Origin of the sequence: Kistimonas asteriae (assembly GCF_018263925.1) — a bacterium.
Taxonomy (GTDB): Bacteria; Pseudomonadota; Gammaproteobacteria; order Pseudomonadales; family Endozoicomonadaceae; genus Kistimonas; species Kistimonas asteriae.
On record NZ_JAEVHF010000023.1, the window covers coordinates 47332 to 65419 of the forward strand.

Consider the following 18088-nt stretch of genomic DNA (forward strand, 5'->3'; position numbering starts at 1 on the left):
CCTACAGCTCGCTTTTCCCTGACAGGTTATCTGAAAAAATATTAGATAAGATGTATATGTCTTATTGATTGGGCACTTTTCAACCCTGATCAGGGGGAGATTTTGCATAGTCCACTACTTTTCCGTAGTCGGCTGCGATTTTGTTAAGATCTAGCATGTTCAAATCGTCTGGCGTCATAACCCCCATGGTTCTCAGTTTTTTTAGAACTTCACTTGATGATAACCCTTCCAACTCTTCGATTGATCGATTTTTGGTTTCGAGTGCTGTAGTTATCATTTCAAATAGTGGTAATTCGTGACTTGTGGGGTGATAGGGCGTATGTGGTTTATTTGTGCTACGTGATGATGGATGCTGTGTTGAAGAAGGAGTCTTCATCAAAGAGGAGGCTTGTGTTGATGTAGTCTCTCTTTCTTTAATTTTTTTGCCAATTCTATCGGATAGGGGATAGCTATCGTTTTTCTTGATGAATTGCTGAGCTTCTGTAATGGAAAGTTGTTTCCCGAAAATACAGTGGAATAGAGCCCTAGCTCTAGATTCCCCATTTCTCATTGTGTAGCTGATAGCATCACTAAGAAAAAGCCTGACTCCACCTTTGTTGTTGATAATTGGCATTGGAGTGTTCCTTTGTTTTAAAGGTTTTAATTAAAGTTAAGCCTGATTTTTAATACTTTTATCTATTTGTTTTTATGTTTTTGTAATAACTGAATGCTGGTTATTACCTTTTTTAGAGGATGTGATGGCACCCTTGGAGAGAGTGAATCAGCGTATCAAACTCCTATTTGGGCTACTTGTTTTTTTAGAGAACGTTTGGGTAGCTTGTGACGAGAGGTTTCCCCTGTATCCTGGCCATTAAATTCCTTACAATGCAGGCACAATCAGAAGTACAAGAAGCGAAGCCATGCCGGATCAGTACATAAAAAAAATCCTCGAAGCCAGGGTCTACGATGTGGCGGTGGAAACCCCGATTGACCCTGCCCCGTTCCTGTCAGAGCGGCTTAATAACACGGTGCTGATCAAGCGCGAAGACCTGCAGCCGGTCTTTTCCTTCAAGATTCGTGGTGCCTATAACAAGGTTTCCCAGCTAACCGAGGATGAGAAAGCCCGTGGCGTCATTGCCGCTTCAGCGGGCAACCATGCCCAGGGACTGGCGCTGGCCGCGAAACAACTGGGGATCAAGGCTGTGATTGTCATGCCCCAGACGACGCCGGATATCAAGGTACGGGCGGTTCGGGCCCGTGGCGCTGAAGTGATTCTCCACGGCGATGCGTTTGATCAGGCGTTGACGCACTCCATGGCGTTGGTGCGTGAACACGGATACACCTATATCCACCCGTACGATGATGTTGACACAATCGCCGGGCAGGGGACTGTCGGGATGGAGATTCTGCGTCAGCATCCGGAGCCGCTGGATGCGATCTTTGTTCCGGTAGGCGGCGGGGGTTTGATTGCCGGTGTGGCAGCTTACGTCAAGTATGTCCGGCCGGATGTCCGTATCATCGGGGTTGAGTATGAGGAGTCTGCCTGCCTCAAGGCAGCACTGGAGGCTGGTGAACGTGTGGTGTTGTCACAAGTTGGTATCTTTGCCGATGGGGTGGCGGTTTCACAGATTGGCGAGGAAACATTCCGCATTTGCCAGACTTGTGTGGATGACGTGATCACCGTCAGTGCCGATGAGGTTTGTGCTGCGATCAAGGATATCTTTGATGATACGCGATCCGTCGCAGAACCGGCGGGTGCCGTCAGTTTGGCGGGCCTGAAGAAGTACGTGGAACAGACAAGCGTCCGTGGTCAGACACTACTGGCGATCGACAGTGGTGCCAATATCAACTTTGATCGGCTGCGCTACGTATCTGAGCGTGCGGAGCTGGGAGAAAAGCGTGAGGCGATTCTGGCGGTTACCATCCCTGAGCGTCCCGGCAGTTTCAAGACGTTCTGTGATGCAATCGGGCGTCGCAATATCACGGAATTCAATTACCGTTACCATAACGACAGTGATGCTGTGATTTTCGTTGGTGTTCAGGTGAATCCTGAGATGGAAACCCGGCAGGCGCTGGTCGAGAGTTTGATAGAAGCTGGTTATCCCGTTCAGGATCTGACCGATAACGAAATGGCCAAACTGCATACCCGGCATATGGTCGGCGGCCACTGTCCTTCAGTGACCAACGAAGTGGTTTATCGATTTGAATTTCCTGAGCGCCCGGGTGCGCTTCTGCGTTTTCTGGAGCGGCTGGGGACTCGCTGGAATATTTCTCTCTTTCATTACCGTAACCATGGTGCGGCTTATGGGCGGGTTGTGGTTGGCATGCAGGTGCCGGAGAGTGAGCGTGCACTGGTGCCGGAATGCCTTGAGGAAATTGGTTACCATTTCTGGGAAGAAACGGACAACCCCGCTTATCAGCAGTTCCTCGGTTAGTCAGTCAGTGGAGTCACATGGCGGACTTTAGTCCGCCATGCTTATTAAGAAAAAATATCCTCTTGTTGTCATTGGGTAATACTGTTGGTCCATATTGGTTTCAATGGTTGAGGCACTATGGCTTTCCCTATAAAAAGTGTACTGTCGTATTAAAATAAACAGCGTGTTCAGCATAAGATAGAAAGAGGCGCCCTTTACGGAAGGGCTGCTGTTATGCGTGACAAAGGATAACGAACTATCTTGCGGCCAGTATGTTGTATGGCTGAAATCGGCGTGAATGGATTCCCCGAGCATGGCAAAAAAAGAGACAACATCGACGGTCGACAGTAACCCGCATGGTTGGTTCTGGCAGGTCGTCGTACCTTACTGGCGTGTTTATCGTGATGTGATGGCGGCCAGTTTCCTGGTCAATCTGCTGGCGCTGGTTTCCCCCTTATTTGTCATGAATGTCTACGACAGGATCGTGCCCAACCAGGCGTTTGAAACCCTGTGGATGCTGGCGACCGGTGTACTCATTGCGTTTCTGTTTGAGAGTGTGATTCGTTTCATTCGTATCCGGTATATTGATTTGGCGGGGCGGCAGATTGATCTCACATTATCGTCCCGCTTGATTGATCGATTGTTGGGGTTGAAGTTGAGTGCCCGCCCTAACAGTGCGGGTTATTTGATGAATCGGCTGGCAGAATTTGACGGCATTCGTACGTTTATTACCTCCGCCACCGTGATGGCCTTTATTGATTTACCCTTTGTCGCCCTGTTTCTCGGGTTGGTTTTGTGGCTGGGCGGCTGGCTGGTAACGATACCGTTACTTTGTATTAGTGTCTCTTTGGGGATTGCCTGGGTATTGAACCGGCCTATGCAGCGCGTGATCGCGCAGCAGCAGGATGTGTCCGCACAGCGTCAGAATTTCCTGATGGAGTGTTTACTGGGATTGGTGTCGGTGAAATCCTGCAATGTCGAACGTCAGCATCAACAGCACTGGAGTGGGTTGAACCAGAAGGTGGCTGATGCGTCTCTGAGAATAAGACAGTTACAAACGATTTCCACACAAACGGCAACGTTCCTGTTGCAGTTGAATACCCTTGTCATGGTTATTGCCGGTGTTTACCTGATCAGTGCCGGGAATCTGTCCATGGGTGGCTTAATTGCGATGATGATGATTTCCGGCCGTTGTGCGGCACCCGTTTCTCAAGTCATCGGCTTATTGAATCAGTATGAAAAAGCCATTCAGGCACTGACGCATACGGGGGAAGTGATGAAGCTTCCCCAGGAATACCCGGCAGATCGTAAGCTGTTACGACCAGCATCATTTAGAGGTGTCTGGCATATTAATAATCTGTCGTTTGCTTATCCTGGCACTCCCGATTTGTTGCGCGATATTACGCTGAAAATCCCTGCGGGAGCTCGGGTGGCCATTCTTGGCAGGATGGGGTCAGGAAAAAGTACTTTGCTGCAGTTGTTGATGGGGCTGTGGGAACCCTCGAAAGGCCATGTAGTGGTCGACGGCATCGATATTCGACAGCTGGATCCGGCCTGGTTTCGTCAGCAGGTAGGATATGTCGGGCAACAGGCTGATCTGTTTAATGGCACGTTACGTGACAATATTACCATGCACCGGCCTGGCATTAGGGATAGTGACATTCTGGAAGCCCTGGAAAAAGTTGGCTTGATTACGATGGTGCAATCTGGCAGGGGCGGGTTGGATTTTCAGGTGGGTGAAGGTGGACGTCATCTGTCAGGCGGTCAGGCGCATGCCGTGGGGCTGGCCAGGGCGCTGGTGACGCGACCCAGGGCCTTGATACTTGATGAGCCGACCGGGGCAATGGATACGCAGGCTGAAGCACGTTTTCGCAAAGTGTTGATGCAGTTGGATGGAATAACCCTGTTCCTGGTTACCCATAAGGTCACTTTGCTGGATGTCATGGAGCGCATCATTGTGCTGGAGGAAGGTAAGCTCCGGGTGAACGACGATGCGCAGGCGATTCTATCGGGTCAGGTGAAAGCGACAGCTGAAGCAGTGGAGAGCCTCTGATATGCAGCAATTGCCTTCAGGTCAGTCTTCTGACAATCAGGACCCGTTGTCGCATTGGCAGGAAGTCAGTCAGGCCGACGTGCAGCTGATAACGCGTGGGAGTCGGCCACTGTTAATGAGTATTGGGCTGTTCATCATCTGTTTTATTGTCTGGGCGGCCTGGTGTGAAGTGGATGAGGTGACCCGTGGAGAGGGTAAGGTCATTCCGTCCAGTCAGGTGCAGGACGTTCAGAATATGGAAGGCGGTATTATTGAGAAAATACTGGTGAAGGAGGGCGATCTGGTTGAACAGGGGCAGGTACTCATGCTTATGGATGACACCCGTTTTTCGGCCAGCCACCAGGGACAGTTGGCCAATCAGTATGCTCTTATGGCGCGCAAGGTTAGGTTGCAGGCAGAAGTGGAAGGCAGCCGCCCTGTAATGCCGGTACCGCTAAAGGTGCAGGTGCCTGAATTGGCGGAAAGCGAACTGGAACTGTACCAGTTTAGACGTCAGGAACTTGCAAGTACTCTGGGTATTTATCAGCAACAATTGATCCAGCAGGAAAAGCAGCAGTCGGAAACCCGTGCCGAGATCGCCATGTTACAGCAGCGGCATGCGTCATTGGATGAAGAGCTGAAGTTATCCCAGGACTTGGCAAAAGAGGGGGCGGTCTCCCGTGTGGAGGTTTTGCGACTGAAGCGGCAAGTCAGTGATACGCGTGGTGAGCAACGCATTGCGGAAGAAAACTTTTCCCGTATCCTGGCGGCACAGGCCGAAACGCAACAGCGTATTCGTGAAGCAGAACTCGCTTTTACTAACAAGGCGCGTATGGAGCTTAACGAAACCCTCGCGCTGCTGCATGAACTATTTGCCAAGGAAGCCGCGGCCAGTGACCAGGTTGAACGTACCCAGGTTCGTGCGCCGATGAAGGGTGTGGTCAAACAGATACTGGTCAATACAGAAGGTGGTGTCGTTCAACCCGGCATGACAATGATGGAGCTGATTCCGGTTGATGACACCCTTGAAGTTGAGGTCAAAATCAGGCCGCGGGATATTGCTTTCCTCCATCCAGGCCAAAAAGCAACCATCCGTTTTACCGCTTACGATTTTACGGTTCATGGTGGTATTGATGGCGTTCTGACACATCTCAGTGCGGATACCATTATTGATGAAAACACTGAGCACTATTACTTGGCGCGCATAAAAACTGATCAGAACGCTCTGGGAAATGCAGACAATAGCAAGCCTTTAATTGCAGGAATGGTTGCGACGGTGGATATTCTGACCGGTAAGAAAACCTTGATAACCTACCTGCTCAAGCCGGTATTACGTGCTAAACAACTGGCATTCACTGAGCGCTAACCTGTAGCGCTTCATGTTGTTTGCTTTTTTAACCGGTAATCATTCACGCGTGTTTCCGGCAGGTGCCAGGTGGCAATGATGCCAATCACGGCGCTGCCGAGCATCATCACCAGAAAACCGAAGGGCTTTCCATCAACGCTGAGTATTTCCAGAATATAAGGTGTGCTGCCGGCAATCAGGCAGATGCTGATGTTCATGGAGACGGCGAGGCCAGTATAGCGGACGTTAGTGTTGAACAGGTTGGCCAAGGTGACCAGGCCATTGCCGCAGGCGAGTGCAGTCGGCAGTAACGTCAGCAGTCCAACCTGCAGTAACAGATGGTCTGACAGCAGGCTATATACCGGCCAGGCGACAATCAGATACAGAATATTGCTGAGAAGAAGAGCCAGGCGTCGGTTGATTCCACGATCGGATAGCCAGCCAAAAAACAGGGTCAGCATTGCTGTTACCAGCAGGATGGCGGTCATGGTCTCATACACGACACTTTGATCCATACCCAGATGTCGGGTGGCGTAAGGTACCATGAAGGTGTACATCGATAGCATGGTAGCTGAAGCGAAGTTCATCCCCATGGCTATGGCCAGTGTTTTGCTCTGGGTTTGAAAAAGCGTCAGTAGTGGTATACGAACCACCTGTTTTGCGGCAATCAGTTGATGAAAAAACGGTGTTTCGGACAGGCTTCGGCGCATAATATAGCCACTGACTCCCAGGATGCTGCCAGCGATAAAAGGGAGTCGCCAGCCCCAGTTGTACAGTTCTTCTTCGGTCAATAGTGCGTGGGTCAGCATGCCGATGGTTGAAGCCAGCATGACGCCCAGCAGGCCACAGGCGCCAATCGCCGAAGTGATCAGCCCTTTCAGATGGGCAGGAACATGTTCTGCAGCGAAGACAACGGCGCCAGGAAACTCGCCACCGACTGAAATGCCCTGCAATGATCGTAGAAGCACCAGAAGGACGGTTGCCAGATAACCGATCGTCGCATAGGTTGGTAATAATCCCATGCCCAATGTGGCAAAGGTCATGATCAGAATGGATATTCGAAATAGCCGTTTACGCCCGATCCGGTCGCCAAAATGGCTGAAGGCAATGCCGCCCAGAGGGCGGATAAAATAGCCGGCAGTGTGTATGGCAATAATCCAGAGAAAGCCTGCCTGGTCGGCTTCGGGCAAAAAGAGCTTGGCCAGATCGTTGGCAAACAGCAGCACGAGGGTGAAATCAAAATATTCCAGCATGGCGCCGAGGCAAGTGACCAGAATCAATTTATTGAGCATGTGTCTGGATTTCCACAGTATCCGAATCTGAGAGGGTTCGTGTGAGGTGGGTCTTTAAATCAACGACAAGCTTAGGAAACTGTGCCAAAAATGCGTTTTTATTTTTCAGCTTTTGGAAGAGCGGTAATTTGCGCAATTATTTCGGTGATAGCCTGATAACCATCACCGAAATGAAACCTTCAGATCAGCGAATTAATACAAACGCTTTTTGCTGGTGAGACTGTAAACGTTGTCGAGGTTCTGATAGACAATGGTTTCCCACTGGTGACCGTTGTCCATTTCAAGCACCATGGCGTAGTTCATGCCGGCAACTACTTGCTGCCGGGCTGAGAGTACATTTTGCAGTTGACCGTCATGGATAGCACTGGCGGCAAAATAGGCGGCATTCATCACTTGCTCATCAATGCTGGTTGGCGACCAGCCCCCCAGCATTTGCTCTGTGTAAGTCTCCGAGTTGCTCGGTTGTTCTTGAGCGTGGGTAAGCTGAAATCCGGTCAGGCTGATGGCGAGAGTAAAGACTAGCAGGGTAATTGATTTGGACATGACAGAATCCTGAAAAACAATAATGGAGAGTAAATACAGCCTTGCTGCGATCTGTGCACAGAGCATGTTAGAACGGAATGGGTTGTCTGGGAAAAACTGAGACTGTTATTGCGAGTGAATAGGTACAATGATGGTCCACTTGCTACTTTAATTGGACAAACCTTGCAACACGTCACAGTATGCGTTGCGATGTCTCTCTATGATCTGCACTGTTTTAAGTGGATGGCTCTATTTTGTGCATATCCGGTGTTGAATTGACGTTGGCCTGATATTCCGGAGTGATGTGAACATGTTTCAATGGCGTAAGCTTGACCCTGTTGCAGCGATTATTTTTCTGTTTGCCATTGGTGTGGTAACCACTGCGACTGCCCAGATGCTGGGTTGAATATCAGTTGGTTGTATAAAATTGTTGGTCGCTGGCAATGCCGGCGAGCGGTATATCCCAGCTGTTAATCGGCAACTGATCAACTCGCTGGCACTCATGGGCAAGCCCGATCAGTTGTGGTGCCCTGATGCATCCGGGGGTATTAATGAAGGCAAACGTCCTGTCATAAAATCCCCCGCCCATACCCATGCGATGACCTTTCCGGTCAAACCCGGTAAGCGGCAACAAGACGAGATCCAGCGACCAGGCCGGAGCAGCTTGATAGAAGCGTGCATCGGGTTCTGGAATACCGAACCGGTTTTTTTTCATGCGGGTGGTAGGTGTCCAAGGCAAAAACTGTAGCCAGCCGGACTTCAGTGGGTGCAGTACGGGTAGAAAGCACTGCTTACCCTGCTGCCATGCCTTATGGGCAATCTCTTTTGGATCGATCTCACCATCGTTGGTCAGATAAAGTGCGATACGTTGACTTCTCAGGTAGCAGTGCTGTCTACACAGGATTTTCTTAAGATGCTGACTGGCTTGGTGTTGTTCTGAAGGGGACAATCGACGCCGACGTTCCCGCAGGATCTGCCGGAGTTGTTTTTTCTGGAGCAACTGCTGTTGTGGCGTCATTCCCTGGCTGGCAATCCGTTTATTCTGAAATGATTTCAATCGGCAAGAAAAGGTCGTGCGAATAAAACAAGACTCCCCAGTGCTGACGCTGTCAGTATAGCCCTTGAAGCCATGCTTCAAGGTGGAGGCTGCTGGGATACGTTGGGCTTTTCACTGCAAGGTGAACCTGCACGCTGGTATCCACGAGGAGCCCCCAGGATGGTATTTATCGCCTCAGGGACAGTTCATGACTGGCGATCAGACCAGGGAGTCTTGTGAAGGATTATATCGGCAGGCAGGCGGGTGTTACCAGCCCTTTATTAGTTCGAATCGCAATCAGAGTTCGAGCTGGTTATGCTCGAGCAGGGCGTCATCCAATCGTTCCACCAGTATCTGGATGTGGCGCTGGGTATCTTCCTTGAGCGCATTGGCTTCCCGGCTGCTGATGAGCATGTCATGGGCAATATTCAGGGCTGCCATGACGGCAATACGCTCAAGGCCGATGACCTTACCCGAAGCCCGGATTTCTCGCATCTTGCTGTCGAGGTAGCGGGCCGCAGAAGTCAGGGCTTCCTGCTCTTCGGGCGGACAGCTGATCCGGTAATCCTTGTCCAGGATGTTGACTGTGGTGGTGAGCTGTTCGTTGCTCATATCATGTTTCCTGCTCAAGCGCCCGTAACCGGCCGATCATTGCTTCGACCTTGGTCCGTGCCATCTCGTTTCTTTCAATCAGTTGTGCGCGTTCCTGCTTCCAGGCGTGCTCGCCGGCTCGCAGGATACGGTTCTCCTGACGCAGGTGATTGCAGAGTACGATGAGTTCATCGACTTTTCTGCTCAACATCGACAGTTCTTTGGGTTCCATGGGCCGTCAGACAATCTTTGGATTATCAATGTTTTACTATATCCTTTTGGTGTTGAGGGGAACAAGAGACCGACCCCCTGATTCCGGTCAAAATGACCATTATTTTTTCTGCCTGATGAATCTCGCTCCCCCAGACGCCTTGCGGTACACTCGGGGCAATCTTGAATTGGCGGACATTCTCCCATGATTACTGATGCTTCAGGTCCTGCGCCGGTCAGTTTTGATCGGCTGAGCAACCTGTTCCTTGAACTGCAATCTTATCAGTCGCCTTCGGAACTGCACGGTTTGCTCTGCGGGCAATATTGCGCGGGACAACGTCCGGCTCATGGTGCCTGGCTGGCTACAGCCGCCGAGCATATGGCGGTCACCCAGACGCTGGACGCGGCCACTAAGGCCGTTTTGTTACAACTCTACGACGATACGCTGGGCAAGTTACAATCCGAAGATTACTCCTTTCAGCCACTGCTGCCCGATGACGATGAAGCCCTTGGTCAGCGTACCCAGGCGCTTGGACAGTGGTGTCAGGGATTTCTTGGCGGTTATGGATTGAGTGGCCGCAGCGAAGGCGACCTGTCAGAAGAAGTGGCCAGCATCCTGACGGATTTTGCCAGTATCGCCCAGGTCCAGTTTGACGATCTGGATGATTCCGAAGCGTCAGAAAAGGATTTTCTGGAGGTCAGTGAATACCTGCGTATGGCCACACTGATGTTGTTTGGCGAGAGTGAAGATGCCGAGGCTGAAGCGGGTCAATCTACAGGTTCTCTCCACTGATCTCATTGCCTAATAAGGGCTGGGTGCAGCCTCCCAGAATATCAACCGGATCGGACACTATGAAAAAACTGGCGATGACAGAATATGGCAAGCGACGCCAACAGCTGATGCAGCAGATAGGTGCAGACGGTGTTGCAATATTGCCGGCAGCGTCGGAAAAGATCCGCAACCGTGACTCCGAGTATCTTTACCGGCAAGACAGCGATTTCTATTACCTGACGGGATTCAATGAGCCGGAAGCGGTACTGGTGCTGATGCCGGGACGTGAAGGGGGGGAGAGCCTGCTCTTTTGTCGTGATCGTGATCCCCTGATGGAAACCTGGCATGGCCGCCGGGCCGGTCAGAAAGGAGCCGTTCAGCAGTATGGTCTGGATCAGGCCTTTTCCATCAGTGAACTGGATCAGGTCATGCCGAGCTTGTTGGATGGCCGGCAGACGATCTATTACACACTGGGTGTGCTGCCTGAATTTGATGGTCAACTCAATGGCTGGGTTAATAATATCAAAGCCCGTGAACGACGGGGTGCCGTTGCGCCATCGGTAGTGTCAGGCCTGGATGTGCTGGTGCATGAGATGCGTCTGCTCAAGTCAGACGCAGAACTTGAAATTATGCGTGAGGCCTGTGCCATCAGTGCCGGCGCCCATCGGCGGGCCATGACGATGTGTCGCCCGGGGTTGTACGAATATCAGCTGGAAGCCGAATTGCAGCATGAATTTATTCATCATGGCGCCCGTGTACCGGCTTACAACTCGATCGTGGGCAGTGGCAAGAACGCCTGCATTCTGCACTATACCGAGAATGACCGGCTGATGTGTGATGGCGATCTGGTGCTGATTGATGCCGGCTGCGAACTCGACAATTATGCCGCTGACATTACCCGGACGTTTCCGGTTAATGGCACATTTTCACCGGAGCAGCGGGCACTGTATTCCCTGGTGCTGAAAGCCCAGGAACAGGCGATAGCAGTGATTCGTCCGGGCAATCCCTGGATGGCCTTTCACGACGCAGCGGTGCGTACGCTGACCGAAGGGCTGGTTGATCTGGGAATAGTGTCAGGTGATGTGGATCAGCTGATCAAAGATGAAGCCTATCGGCCCTTTTATATGCATGGTACAGGGCATTGGCTGGGTATGGATGTCCATGATGTTGGCAATCACAAGATCGATGGCCAGTGGCGCCTGTTTGAGCCGGGTATGGTGTTGACCGTTGAACCTGGCCTCTATATCGCGCCGGATAATGCAGACGTTGAGGAAAAATGGCGTGGCATCGGTATCCGCATTGAAGACAATATTCTGGTGACTGCAGAGGGTTGTGAGATCCTGACATCTGGTGCTGAAAAGGATCCTGATGCTATTGAAGCCCTGATGAAGGCGCAGGATTGGTCCTGATGCACCGAGTCCATCGGCCAGAATACATCGAATCAGTTCAGAGATAACCATGGAAAGCAGTACACATTATGATGTGGTGATTATCGGAGGCGGCATGGTCGGCGCCAGCCTGGCCCTGTCGCTCCGGCAATCGGTGCCGAACCCGGATTTCCGGATTGCCGTGTTTGAAGCGGTGCCGTTACGTCCTGAACAGCTGGATTTTCAGCCCAGCTACGATGGCCGATCCTCGGCGTTGTCCTGGGGAACCCGGGAAATTTATGACGCCATGGGCATCTGGCCATCGCTGGCTGAACGCGTGGAGCCGATTCGCCATATTCATGTGTCTGACCGTGGCCACTTTGGTATGACACGCCTGAATGCAACCGATTACGAGGTGCCAGCGCTGGGCTATGTGGTGGATAACCAGTGGCTTGGTAAAGTGCTGTTGGAGCAGATACAGAAAACCGAAGGTATCGAGTTCCTCTGCCCTGCCGAGGTGCGTCATCTGCAGCCAACCCCGGAGGGCGCGACGCTGGAAGTGAGCAGGGAAGGGCAAACGTACCCGGTATCCGCAACCCTGATTGTGCTGGCCGATGGCGGACGCTCCTCTCTGGCTCGCGATATGGGGCTGGAACAATCAGTCAGCCACTATCATCAGACCGCCATTATCACGAGTATCACACCGGACCAGCATCATGGTCAGGTCGCTTACGAGCGTTTTACGGACGAAGGACCGATGGCATTGCTGCCACTCCCTGGAGGTCAATGTGCGCTGGTTTGGACCATGTCCGATGAATTAGCCCGAGAACGACTTGAGCTGACCGATGATGACTTTTTGAATGAATTACAGGATCGTTTCGGTTATCGGGTGGGCCGTTTTCGCTCGGTGGGACAGCGCTTCAGTTACCCGCTGGCGTTGAAACTGGCAACCGAACAAGTGCGTCCTGGGCTGGTGGTGTTGGGTAATGCCGCCCACAGTCTGCATCCGGTGGCTGGGCAGGGTTTCAACCTGGCATTACGTGATGCAATTGCCTTGTCGGAGACTATTACCAGTGCTCTGAAGAGTGGCGCCGGTATTGGTGAACTGGCGACATTGCAGGCGTATCTGGCCCGACAGAAACAGGATCAATTCCAGACTATTCATTTCAGTGACTATGTCGTCAAGTTGTTCAGTGATCAGTCTCTACTGTCTGGAAAATGGCTGCAGGGTGCACGAAATGTGGGCCTTGTGGCGCTGGATCTTTGTGGGCCGCTGAAAGGGTGGTTTGCGAGACAGGCCATGGGGCTGGGAGGGCGTCCATGAGTCAGTCTTCTTCTCCTGACAGTCAATCCTTTGATATCGCGGTGATTGGTGGGGGTATTAATGGTCTGGCGATGGCCATGGCGTTGTCAGGCTTACCGTTACGTATTGCGCTTGTGGATGCAGGCCCTCTTGCATCAGACATGGAAACCATATCGGGACAGTATGATCCGCGGGTGTGCGCACTGACTGAATCGTCCCGGCAGTTGCTGGATGAAGTGGGCGCCTGGGCATTGATGCGTAATGCCCGCGTCTCACCGTATACTGGCATGACCGTCTGGGATGCAGACGGCACCGGAAATATCCACTTTACTGCCGGCGAGGCGGGTTTGGACACGCTGGGGCATATTGTCGAAAACCGTGTCACAACGAGTGCATTACTGCAGCGTTTGAGTGAGACCGATGTCACCCTGCTGGGGCATACGGAAATTGCTTCGCTCTGTCAGACTGACGATGGCGTGCAATTAAACACTCAGTCCGGTGATCACCTGCAGAGTCGACTGGTGATCGCAGCGGATGGCGCGCACTCCCCGATTCGGCGAATGGCCGGTATCCCGACCCGTGAATGGGATTACCAGCATCACGCAATCGTCACGACGGTGCAGACTGAGCAGTATCATCAGGATACCGCGTGGCAGATCTTTCTGCCGTCAGGCCCATTGGCCTTCCTTCCCCTGCCCAGTGATGGCGATACCCATTATTGCTCCATTGTCTGGTCGCTGGTGCCCGAACAGGCCCAACAGATGATGACGCTGACGGATGACGCATTTTGCCGGAAGCTGGGCACTGCGTTTGAACACCGACTGGGCCAGGTGTTATCAACCGACAAGCGGTATTGCGTGCCGCTTCGGCAACGGCATGCCAGGCAGTATTACCGGGGACGGATCGTCGTGATGGGGGATGCTGCCCATACCATCCATCCACTGGCGGGGCAGGGCGTGAACCTCGGATTGCTGGACGCCCGGCAGTTGTCCGGAGAGATACACCGAGCCTGTGAGCGCGGTGGCGATTATGCGGATGCTTTATTGCTGGCACGCTATCAGCGCCATCGTGAACCGCATAACCTGGCGGTGATGGGTATCATGCAGGGATTCCAGCAGCTGTTTGGCAGTGATCATCTGTTGTTACGCTGGATGCGCAATACCGGTCTTTCGCTGACGAACCAGATCCCTTTCCTGAAAGAGCAGATCATTCGGCAGGTTATGAATCCCTGATGAAGTAGCAAGGCCGCTTAACTTGCTACCTCGAAATGGATTGGATTTCAACGGTGGCCGTTTGGTTGCGTGATCACATCCGTCAGTATTCCTGTCAATCTTGCGCAATGTCGTTCTGCTGCCTTTTGAATATCGACTATAGTAGGCCGACCATGCGTATTCATACCGGAGGTAATGGCAATATGGCCCGATCGTCACTGGTGGCCTTGTCCTGTTCAGCATTGCTGATGATCCTGTTGCAGGGCTGCGGGAATAATGAAGATGAACAGGCGTCTGTGCCAGAAGAGCCGGTGGTTGAGCGTGAAGTGGTTGAAGTGATAGTGGAAAAGCCTGTGCCGGAAAAAAAACCGGATTGCAGTAATGCAAGTGCTTTGACAGCATGCTCCCGCGCTTGGTGCCAGGGTCTAGATGTCTGGAAGCGCAGCACGGTATTTGCCAAGGATGACAATCAGAAACGCGATGCTTTCATTAATGCCTATGGGTTTGGTCAGCAAGATGCGGCTATGGCTGCTAATCCACAATCTTATTCCGGGCAGCCCGTTGTTCAGGCCGGTTATCGTGCAGGTTATCAGGCGGTGGTTGAGGCGCAGGGATTGGTCAGCTATTCCTGTGATGACGAATCGGACAATGAATACCTGGATCGCTGGTGTGAAGCGTCTGCTGCTTATAAGAGCAGTGGTTTAGGGACTTCGAATAATGCCATTCTGCGTGGTCGTTATGTCGATGGCTATATGTCAGGCCGAGCGATTGCACTGACGATTCCCACGGCGATGGACGTCATGTTCAGCGGTGAGACGAAAGCGGGTTCCAGGCAGGCGATTACCGAACCTTCTGCCATGAAAAGCAAAGCAGAACGGGCGTTTTACCAAGGCTTTGATGAAGGGCACAGAACGATGGTCGCTCTGATCCAGGAATCTATCAATCAGGTGATGCAGCAGATGCCTCAGGGTATGGAAGCTATGCCCTCCATGCCGGGTATGGAAAGCATGATGCCAATCGAACCGTCTAAACCTACGCAATGATACTTTAGCGAGTAAACAATTTACCTGTCTTTTCCCAATCTAACTCCCATGGATAAGTCGTACAGTCAGGCCATGGGAGCTTGTTCAAGACGTTATAAGGGCTAGTCATTATTGACAGCCAACATATTGTTGTTGAGGTTACAAATGATAATGATTAACATTGCGCCACAATGCAGCAGTAGATGAACGATAAGGTGATTGCAATGGGACTGGGGTTGAAAAAAACATTGACGGCGGCATTGCTCGCGTCAACCACACTGTTTGCAGGTCTCTCTGCATCGGTGGCTTCAGCGGCTGATGATGAGCTGGTGGTTTACTCTTCACGTAATGAAGAACTGATCAAGCCTCTGTTTGATCTTTACACCAAGAAGACCGGTGTAAAGATCCGCTATATCACTGATAAAGATGCCCCCCTGATCGCCCGCCTTGAAGCTGAAGGCAAGACCACCCCGGCGGATATGCTGATTACTGTGGATGCCGGTAACCTCTGGCAAGCCAAAGAGAAGGGCATTCTGCAGCCCTATACCTCCGAAACACTGCAAAAAAATATTCCTGCCCATCTGCGGGATCCAGATAACAACTGGTATGGCATGTCTGTCCGTGCCCGCACCATGGTGTATGCCAGCGACCGGATAAAACCGGAACAGCTCTCTTCCTATGAAGACCTGGCGGACCCTAAGTGGGAAGGCCGACTGTGCCTTCGAACCGCAAAGAAAGTGTACAACCAGTCACTGGTCGCCACCATGATCGACCGTCTGGGGGAACCCGGCAGTGAAAAAGTGGTGAAGGGATGGGTGCATAACCTGGCCATGCCAGTCTTTTCCAATGACACCAAGGCTATGGAAGCGGTTGCGAGCGGTATCTGTGATGTCACCATCGTGAATACCTACTACTTTGGTCGTCTGCTGAAGCAGAAGCCGGATACCAATCTGAAACTTTTCTGGGCTAACCAGGGCGGTAGCGGTGTGCATGTGAACGTTTCAGGCGCAGGCATCACCCGTTATGCCAAGCATCCGGAAGCGGCGGCGAAACTGCTGGAGTGGATGAGTACGCCGGAAGCCCAGAGCATCCTGGCGGACAGCAATATGGAATACCCTGCTAATGCCGATGTTCAGCCTTCTTCGGAAGTGGCTGCCTGGGGGAACTTCAAGCAGGATAACTTGAATGTGGAAACCGCCGGCCGGTTGCAGACTGAGGCCATCCAGCTGATGGATCGGGCTAAGTACAACTGATGTTTTCCTCCGGGACCTTCGCGCTTCCGGATCCTGAGCGCTCGCCCATCCGGGGCGGGCGTTCTGCATTTCGGGGTGTTTTGCACCGCTGGCTGGGTTGGCGTCTCGTGGCGCTGGCGATTGCTGGTGGCGTGGCGATCCCGGTTGTTGTGCTGTTATTGAGCTGGAGTCATGTCCAGGTCGATATCTGGCAGCACCTGATAGAGACACAACTGGCCCGTCTGCTGGGGAATACAGCGATGCTGGTCGTGGGCGTCGGCGTGGGGGTCACGGTGCTCGGCGTAGCGCTGGCGGCACTGGTGACACTGTGTGACTTCCCGGGGCGTAAGTGGCTGGACTGGGCGCTGATACTGCCTTTTGCCATTCCCGCTTATGTGTTGGCGTTCGTCTATCTGGGGGTATTTGATTTCAGCGGCCCCCTGCAGAGTTGGCTTCGAGCGGTGGTGCCTGGCTTTACCTGGGTTGATATCCGTGGGGCTGGCGGGATGATCACCACGCTGGTGCTGGTTTTTTACCCCTATGTTTATATGCTTGCCCGTACTGCGTTTTTACGGCAGGGGCGCAGTACACTGGAAGCTGCACGACTGCTGGGATTATCGCCCTTGCAGGCCTTCTTTCGTGTGACGCTGCCGATGGCGCGTCCGGCCATTGCCGGTGGTGTTGCGCTTGCCCTGATGGAAACCATGGCGGATTTTGGTGCGGTGTCAGTGTTTAACTATGACACCCTGACAACCGCGATCTATAAGACCTGGTACGGTTTTTTTAATCTGCAGGCCGCTGCGCAGCTCGCTTCTCTCCTGTTATTGCTGATTTTCCTGCTGCTGTCTGCAGAGCGCTGGAGTCGCGGGCGTGCTCGTTATACCTGTCATGAGCGTCAACAACCACTTTCAAGAACCCGGCTGACCGGTGCCAAGGCCTGGCTGGCAAGTAGTGTGTGTTTGATGGTTTTTTCACTTGCCTTCGTTATTCCCGTAGTCCAGTTGCTTTACTGGATTACCACCAACGCACTGCAGGATCTGAATGCACGTTACCTGGAGTTAGCGTTCAATACGTTGTTACTGGCCGCATCTGCAGCGGGCATCACGGTTGTGCTGGCTCTTTTACTTGTCTTTGCCGGCAGAATGCAGCCTGATGGATGCGTGTTGCGTTCAGTCAGAGTCGCAACAACCGGTTATGCACTACCCGGCTCGGTGTTGGCTGTAGGGGTGATGACCGCATTCAGCTGGCTGGATCATGGCCTTGTCGCAACATTGCAGGAAAGCCTTGGCTTACCGGTACAGCAGGTATTTCTTGGCAGCTGGATGGCATTGGTGCTGGCTTATTGTATCCGTTTCCTGGCGGTCGCATTTGAACCGCTGTCCGGCAGTATCGCCCAGATACGCCCAGCCTTGCAGGAAGCAGCTAAAACACTGGGTGCCGATTCTTTTACGGTGATTCGCCGTGTCTACCTGCCTATGCTGGCGCCCGGTGTGTTGACGGCAGCCCTGCTGGTCTTTGTGGATGTTCTGAAAGAAATGCCAGCCACGCTGCTTATGCGTCCATTTGGCTGGGATACCCTCGCTGTTCGTATCCATGAGATGACCTCGGAAGGCCATTGGGAGCGCGCCGCACTGCCTGCTCTGACCTTGGTCATTGCGGGTTTTCTGCCTGTCGTTCTGTTAATGCGTCGTTCTGCTGCTCATTAGGCCTCTCCTCTGGCCTATCAAGTAACGGCTTATGCTATGCCTGTCATCGTAGTA

16 protein-coding genes and 1 other RNA gene are annotated in these 18088 nt (G+C 52.4%); 10 read left to right on the forward strand and 7 right to left on the reverse strand.

Features of this window, described 5'->3' with window-relative positions:
- Positions 1-79: 79 nt before the first annotated feature.
- The gene (locus tag KHS78_RS19980; protein WP_211830616.1) at positions 80-613 is read right to left on the reverse strand and encodes a hypothetical protein; all 534 of its coding nucleotides are present in this window, start codon (positions 611-613) and stop codon (positions 80-82) included.
- A gap of 286 nt (positions 614-899) precedes the next feature.
- Between KHS78_RS19980 and ilvA the strand changes: the two genes are divergently transcribed.
- The 3 genes from ilvA (at position 900) to KHS78_RS19995 (ending at position 5791) form a co-directional block, all read left to right on the forward strand.
- Positions 900-2414, forward strand: a complete 1515-nt coding sequence (ilvA, locus tag KHS78_RS19985) for a threonine ammonia-lyase, biosynthetic (protein ID WP_211830617.1) — start codon at positions 900-902, stop codon at positions 2412-2414.
- Between the two features lie 292 nt (positions 2415-2706).
- Positions 2707-4446 carry an ATP-binding cassette domain-containing protein gene (locus KHS78_RS19990; RefSeq protein WP_211830618.1) on the forward strand — a complete coding sequence of 580 codons (1740 nt, stop codon included), beginning with the start codon at positions 2707-2709 and terminating at the stop codon, positions 4444-4446.
- A gap of 1 nt (position 4447) precedes the next feature.
- Positions 4448-5791 (forward strand): HlyD family type I secretion periplasmic adaptor subunit, encoded by a 1344-nt coding sequence (locus tag KHS78_RS19995; protein ID WP_211830619.1) that lies wholly within the window; start codon positions 4448-4450, stop codon positions 5789-5791.
- Positions 5792-5802: 11 nt separating this feature from the next.
- Here KHS78_RS19995 and KHS78_RS20000 read toward each other — a convergent pair whose 3' ends face one another.
- From KHS78_RS20000 to KHS78_RS20025, 6 genes are all read right to left on the reverse strand, one after another.
- The gene (locus KHS78_RS20000; RefSeq protein ID WP_211830621.1) at positions 5803-7062 is read right to left on the reverse strand and encodes an MFS transporter; all 1260 of its coding nucleotides are present in this window, start codon (positions 7060-7062) and stop codon (positions 5803-5805) included.
- Positions 7063-7254: 192 nt separating this feature from the next.
- Entirely contained in the window at positions 7255-7605 is a 351-nt protein-coding gene (locus tag KHS78_RS20005; protein WP_211830623.1) for a cystatin family protein, read from the reverse strand.
- A 388-nt stretch (positions 7606-7993) separates the two neighbouring features.
- A complete protein-coding gene (locus KHS78_RS20010; RefSeq protein ID WP_211830624.1) occupies positions 7994-8602 on the reverse strand; it encodes a 5-formyltetrahydrofolate cyclo-ligase in 609 nt (202 codons plus the stop codon).
- A 69-nt stretch (positions 8603-8671) separates the two neighbouring features.
- Positions 8672-8854: non-coding RNA, 6S RNA (gene ssrS / locus KHS78_RS20015), on the reverse strand.
- A gap of 63 nt (positions 8855-8917) precedes the next feature.
- Entirely contained in the window at positions 8918-9232 is a 315-nt protein-coding gene (locus KHS78_RS20020) for a cell division protein ZapA (protein ID WP_211830625.1), read from the reverse strand.
- Position 9233: 1 nt separating this feature from the next.
- Complete coding sequence (locus KHS78_RS20025; RefSeq protein WP_211830626.1) at positions 9234-9443, reverse strand: TIGR02449 family protein; 210 nt, start codon at positions 9441-9443, stop codon at positions 9234-9236.
- A gap of 183 nt (positions 9444-9626) precedes the next feature.
- Here KHS78_RS20025 and KHS78_RS20030 point away from each other — a divergent pair, with 183 nt between their 5' ends.
- The 7 genes from KHS78_RS20030 to KHS78_RS20060 all read left to right on the forward strand — a co-directional run bounded on the left by KHS78_RS20030 (position 9627) and on the right by KHS78_RS20060 (position 18034).
- Positions 9627-10214: a UPF0149 family protein gene (locus tag KHS78_RS20030; protein WP_211830627.1), complete on the forward strand. Its 588-nt coding sequence runs from the start codon at positions 9627-9629 to the stop codon at positions 10212-10214.
- Positions 10215-10273: 59 nt separating this feature from the next.
- Entirely contained in the window at positions 10274-11602 is a 1329-nt protein-coding gene (gene pepP, locus KHS78_RS20035; RefSeq protein WP_211830628.1) for a Xaa-Pro aminopeptidase, read from the forward strand.
- Between the two features lie 49 nt (positions 11603-11651).
- Positions 11652-12884: a 2-octaprenyl-6-methoxyphenyl hydroxylase gene (gene ubiH, locus KHS78_RS20040; protein WP_211830629.1), complete on the forward strand. Its 1233-nt coding sequence runs from the start codon at positions 11652-11654 to the stop codon at positions 12882-12884.
- Positions 12881-14095, forward strand: a complete 1215-nt coding sequence (locus KHS78_RS20045) for an FAD-dependent monooxygenase (RefSeq protein ID WP_211830630.1) — start codon at positions 12881-12883, stop codon at positions 14093-14095. The genes ubiH and KHS78_RS20045 overlap by 4 nt, the downstream gene beginning before the upstream one ends.
- Before the next feature lie 152 nt (positions 14096-14247).
- Positions 14248-15117, forward strand: coding sequence for a hypothetical protein (locus KHS78_RS20050; protein ID WP_211830632.1), 870 nt, complete (start codon positions 14248-14250; stop codon positions 15115-15117).
- A 182-nt stretch (positions 15118-15299) separates the two neighbouring features.
- A complete protein-coding gene (locus KHS78_RS20055) occupies positions 15300-16349 on the forward strand; it encodes an extracellular solute-binding protein (protein WP_246506707.1) in 1050 nt (349 codons plus the stop codon).
- A complete protein-coding gene (locus tag KHS78_RS20060) occupies positions 16349-18034 on the forward strand; it encodes an ABC transporter permease (RefSeq protein ID WP_211830633.1) in 1686 nt (561 codons plus the stop codon). The genes KHS78_RS20055 and KHS78_RS20060 overlap by 1 nt, the downstream gene beginning before the upstream one ends.
- Positions 18035-18088 lie beyond the last annotated feature (54 nt).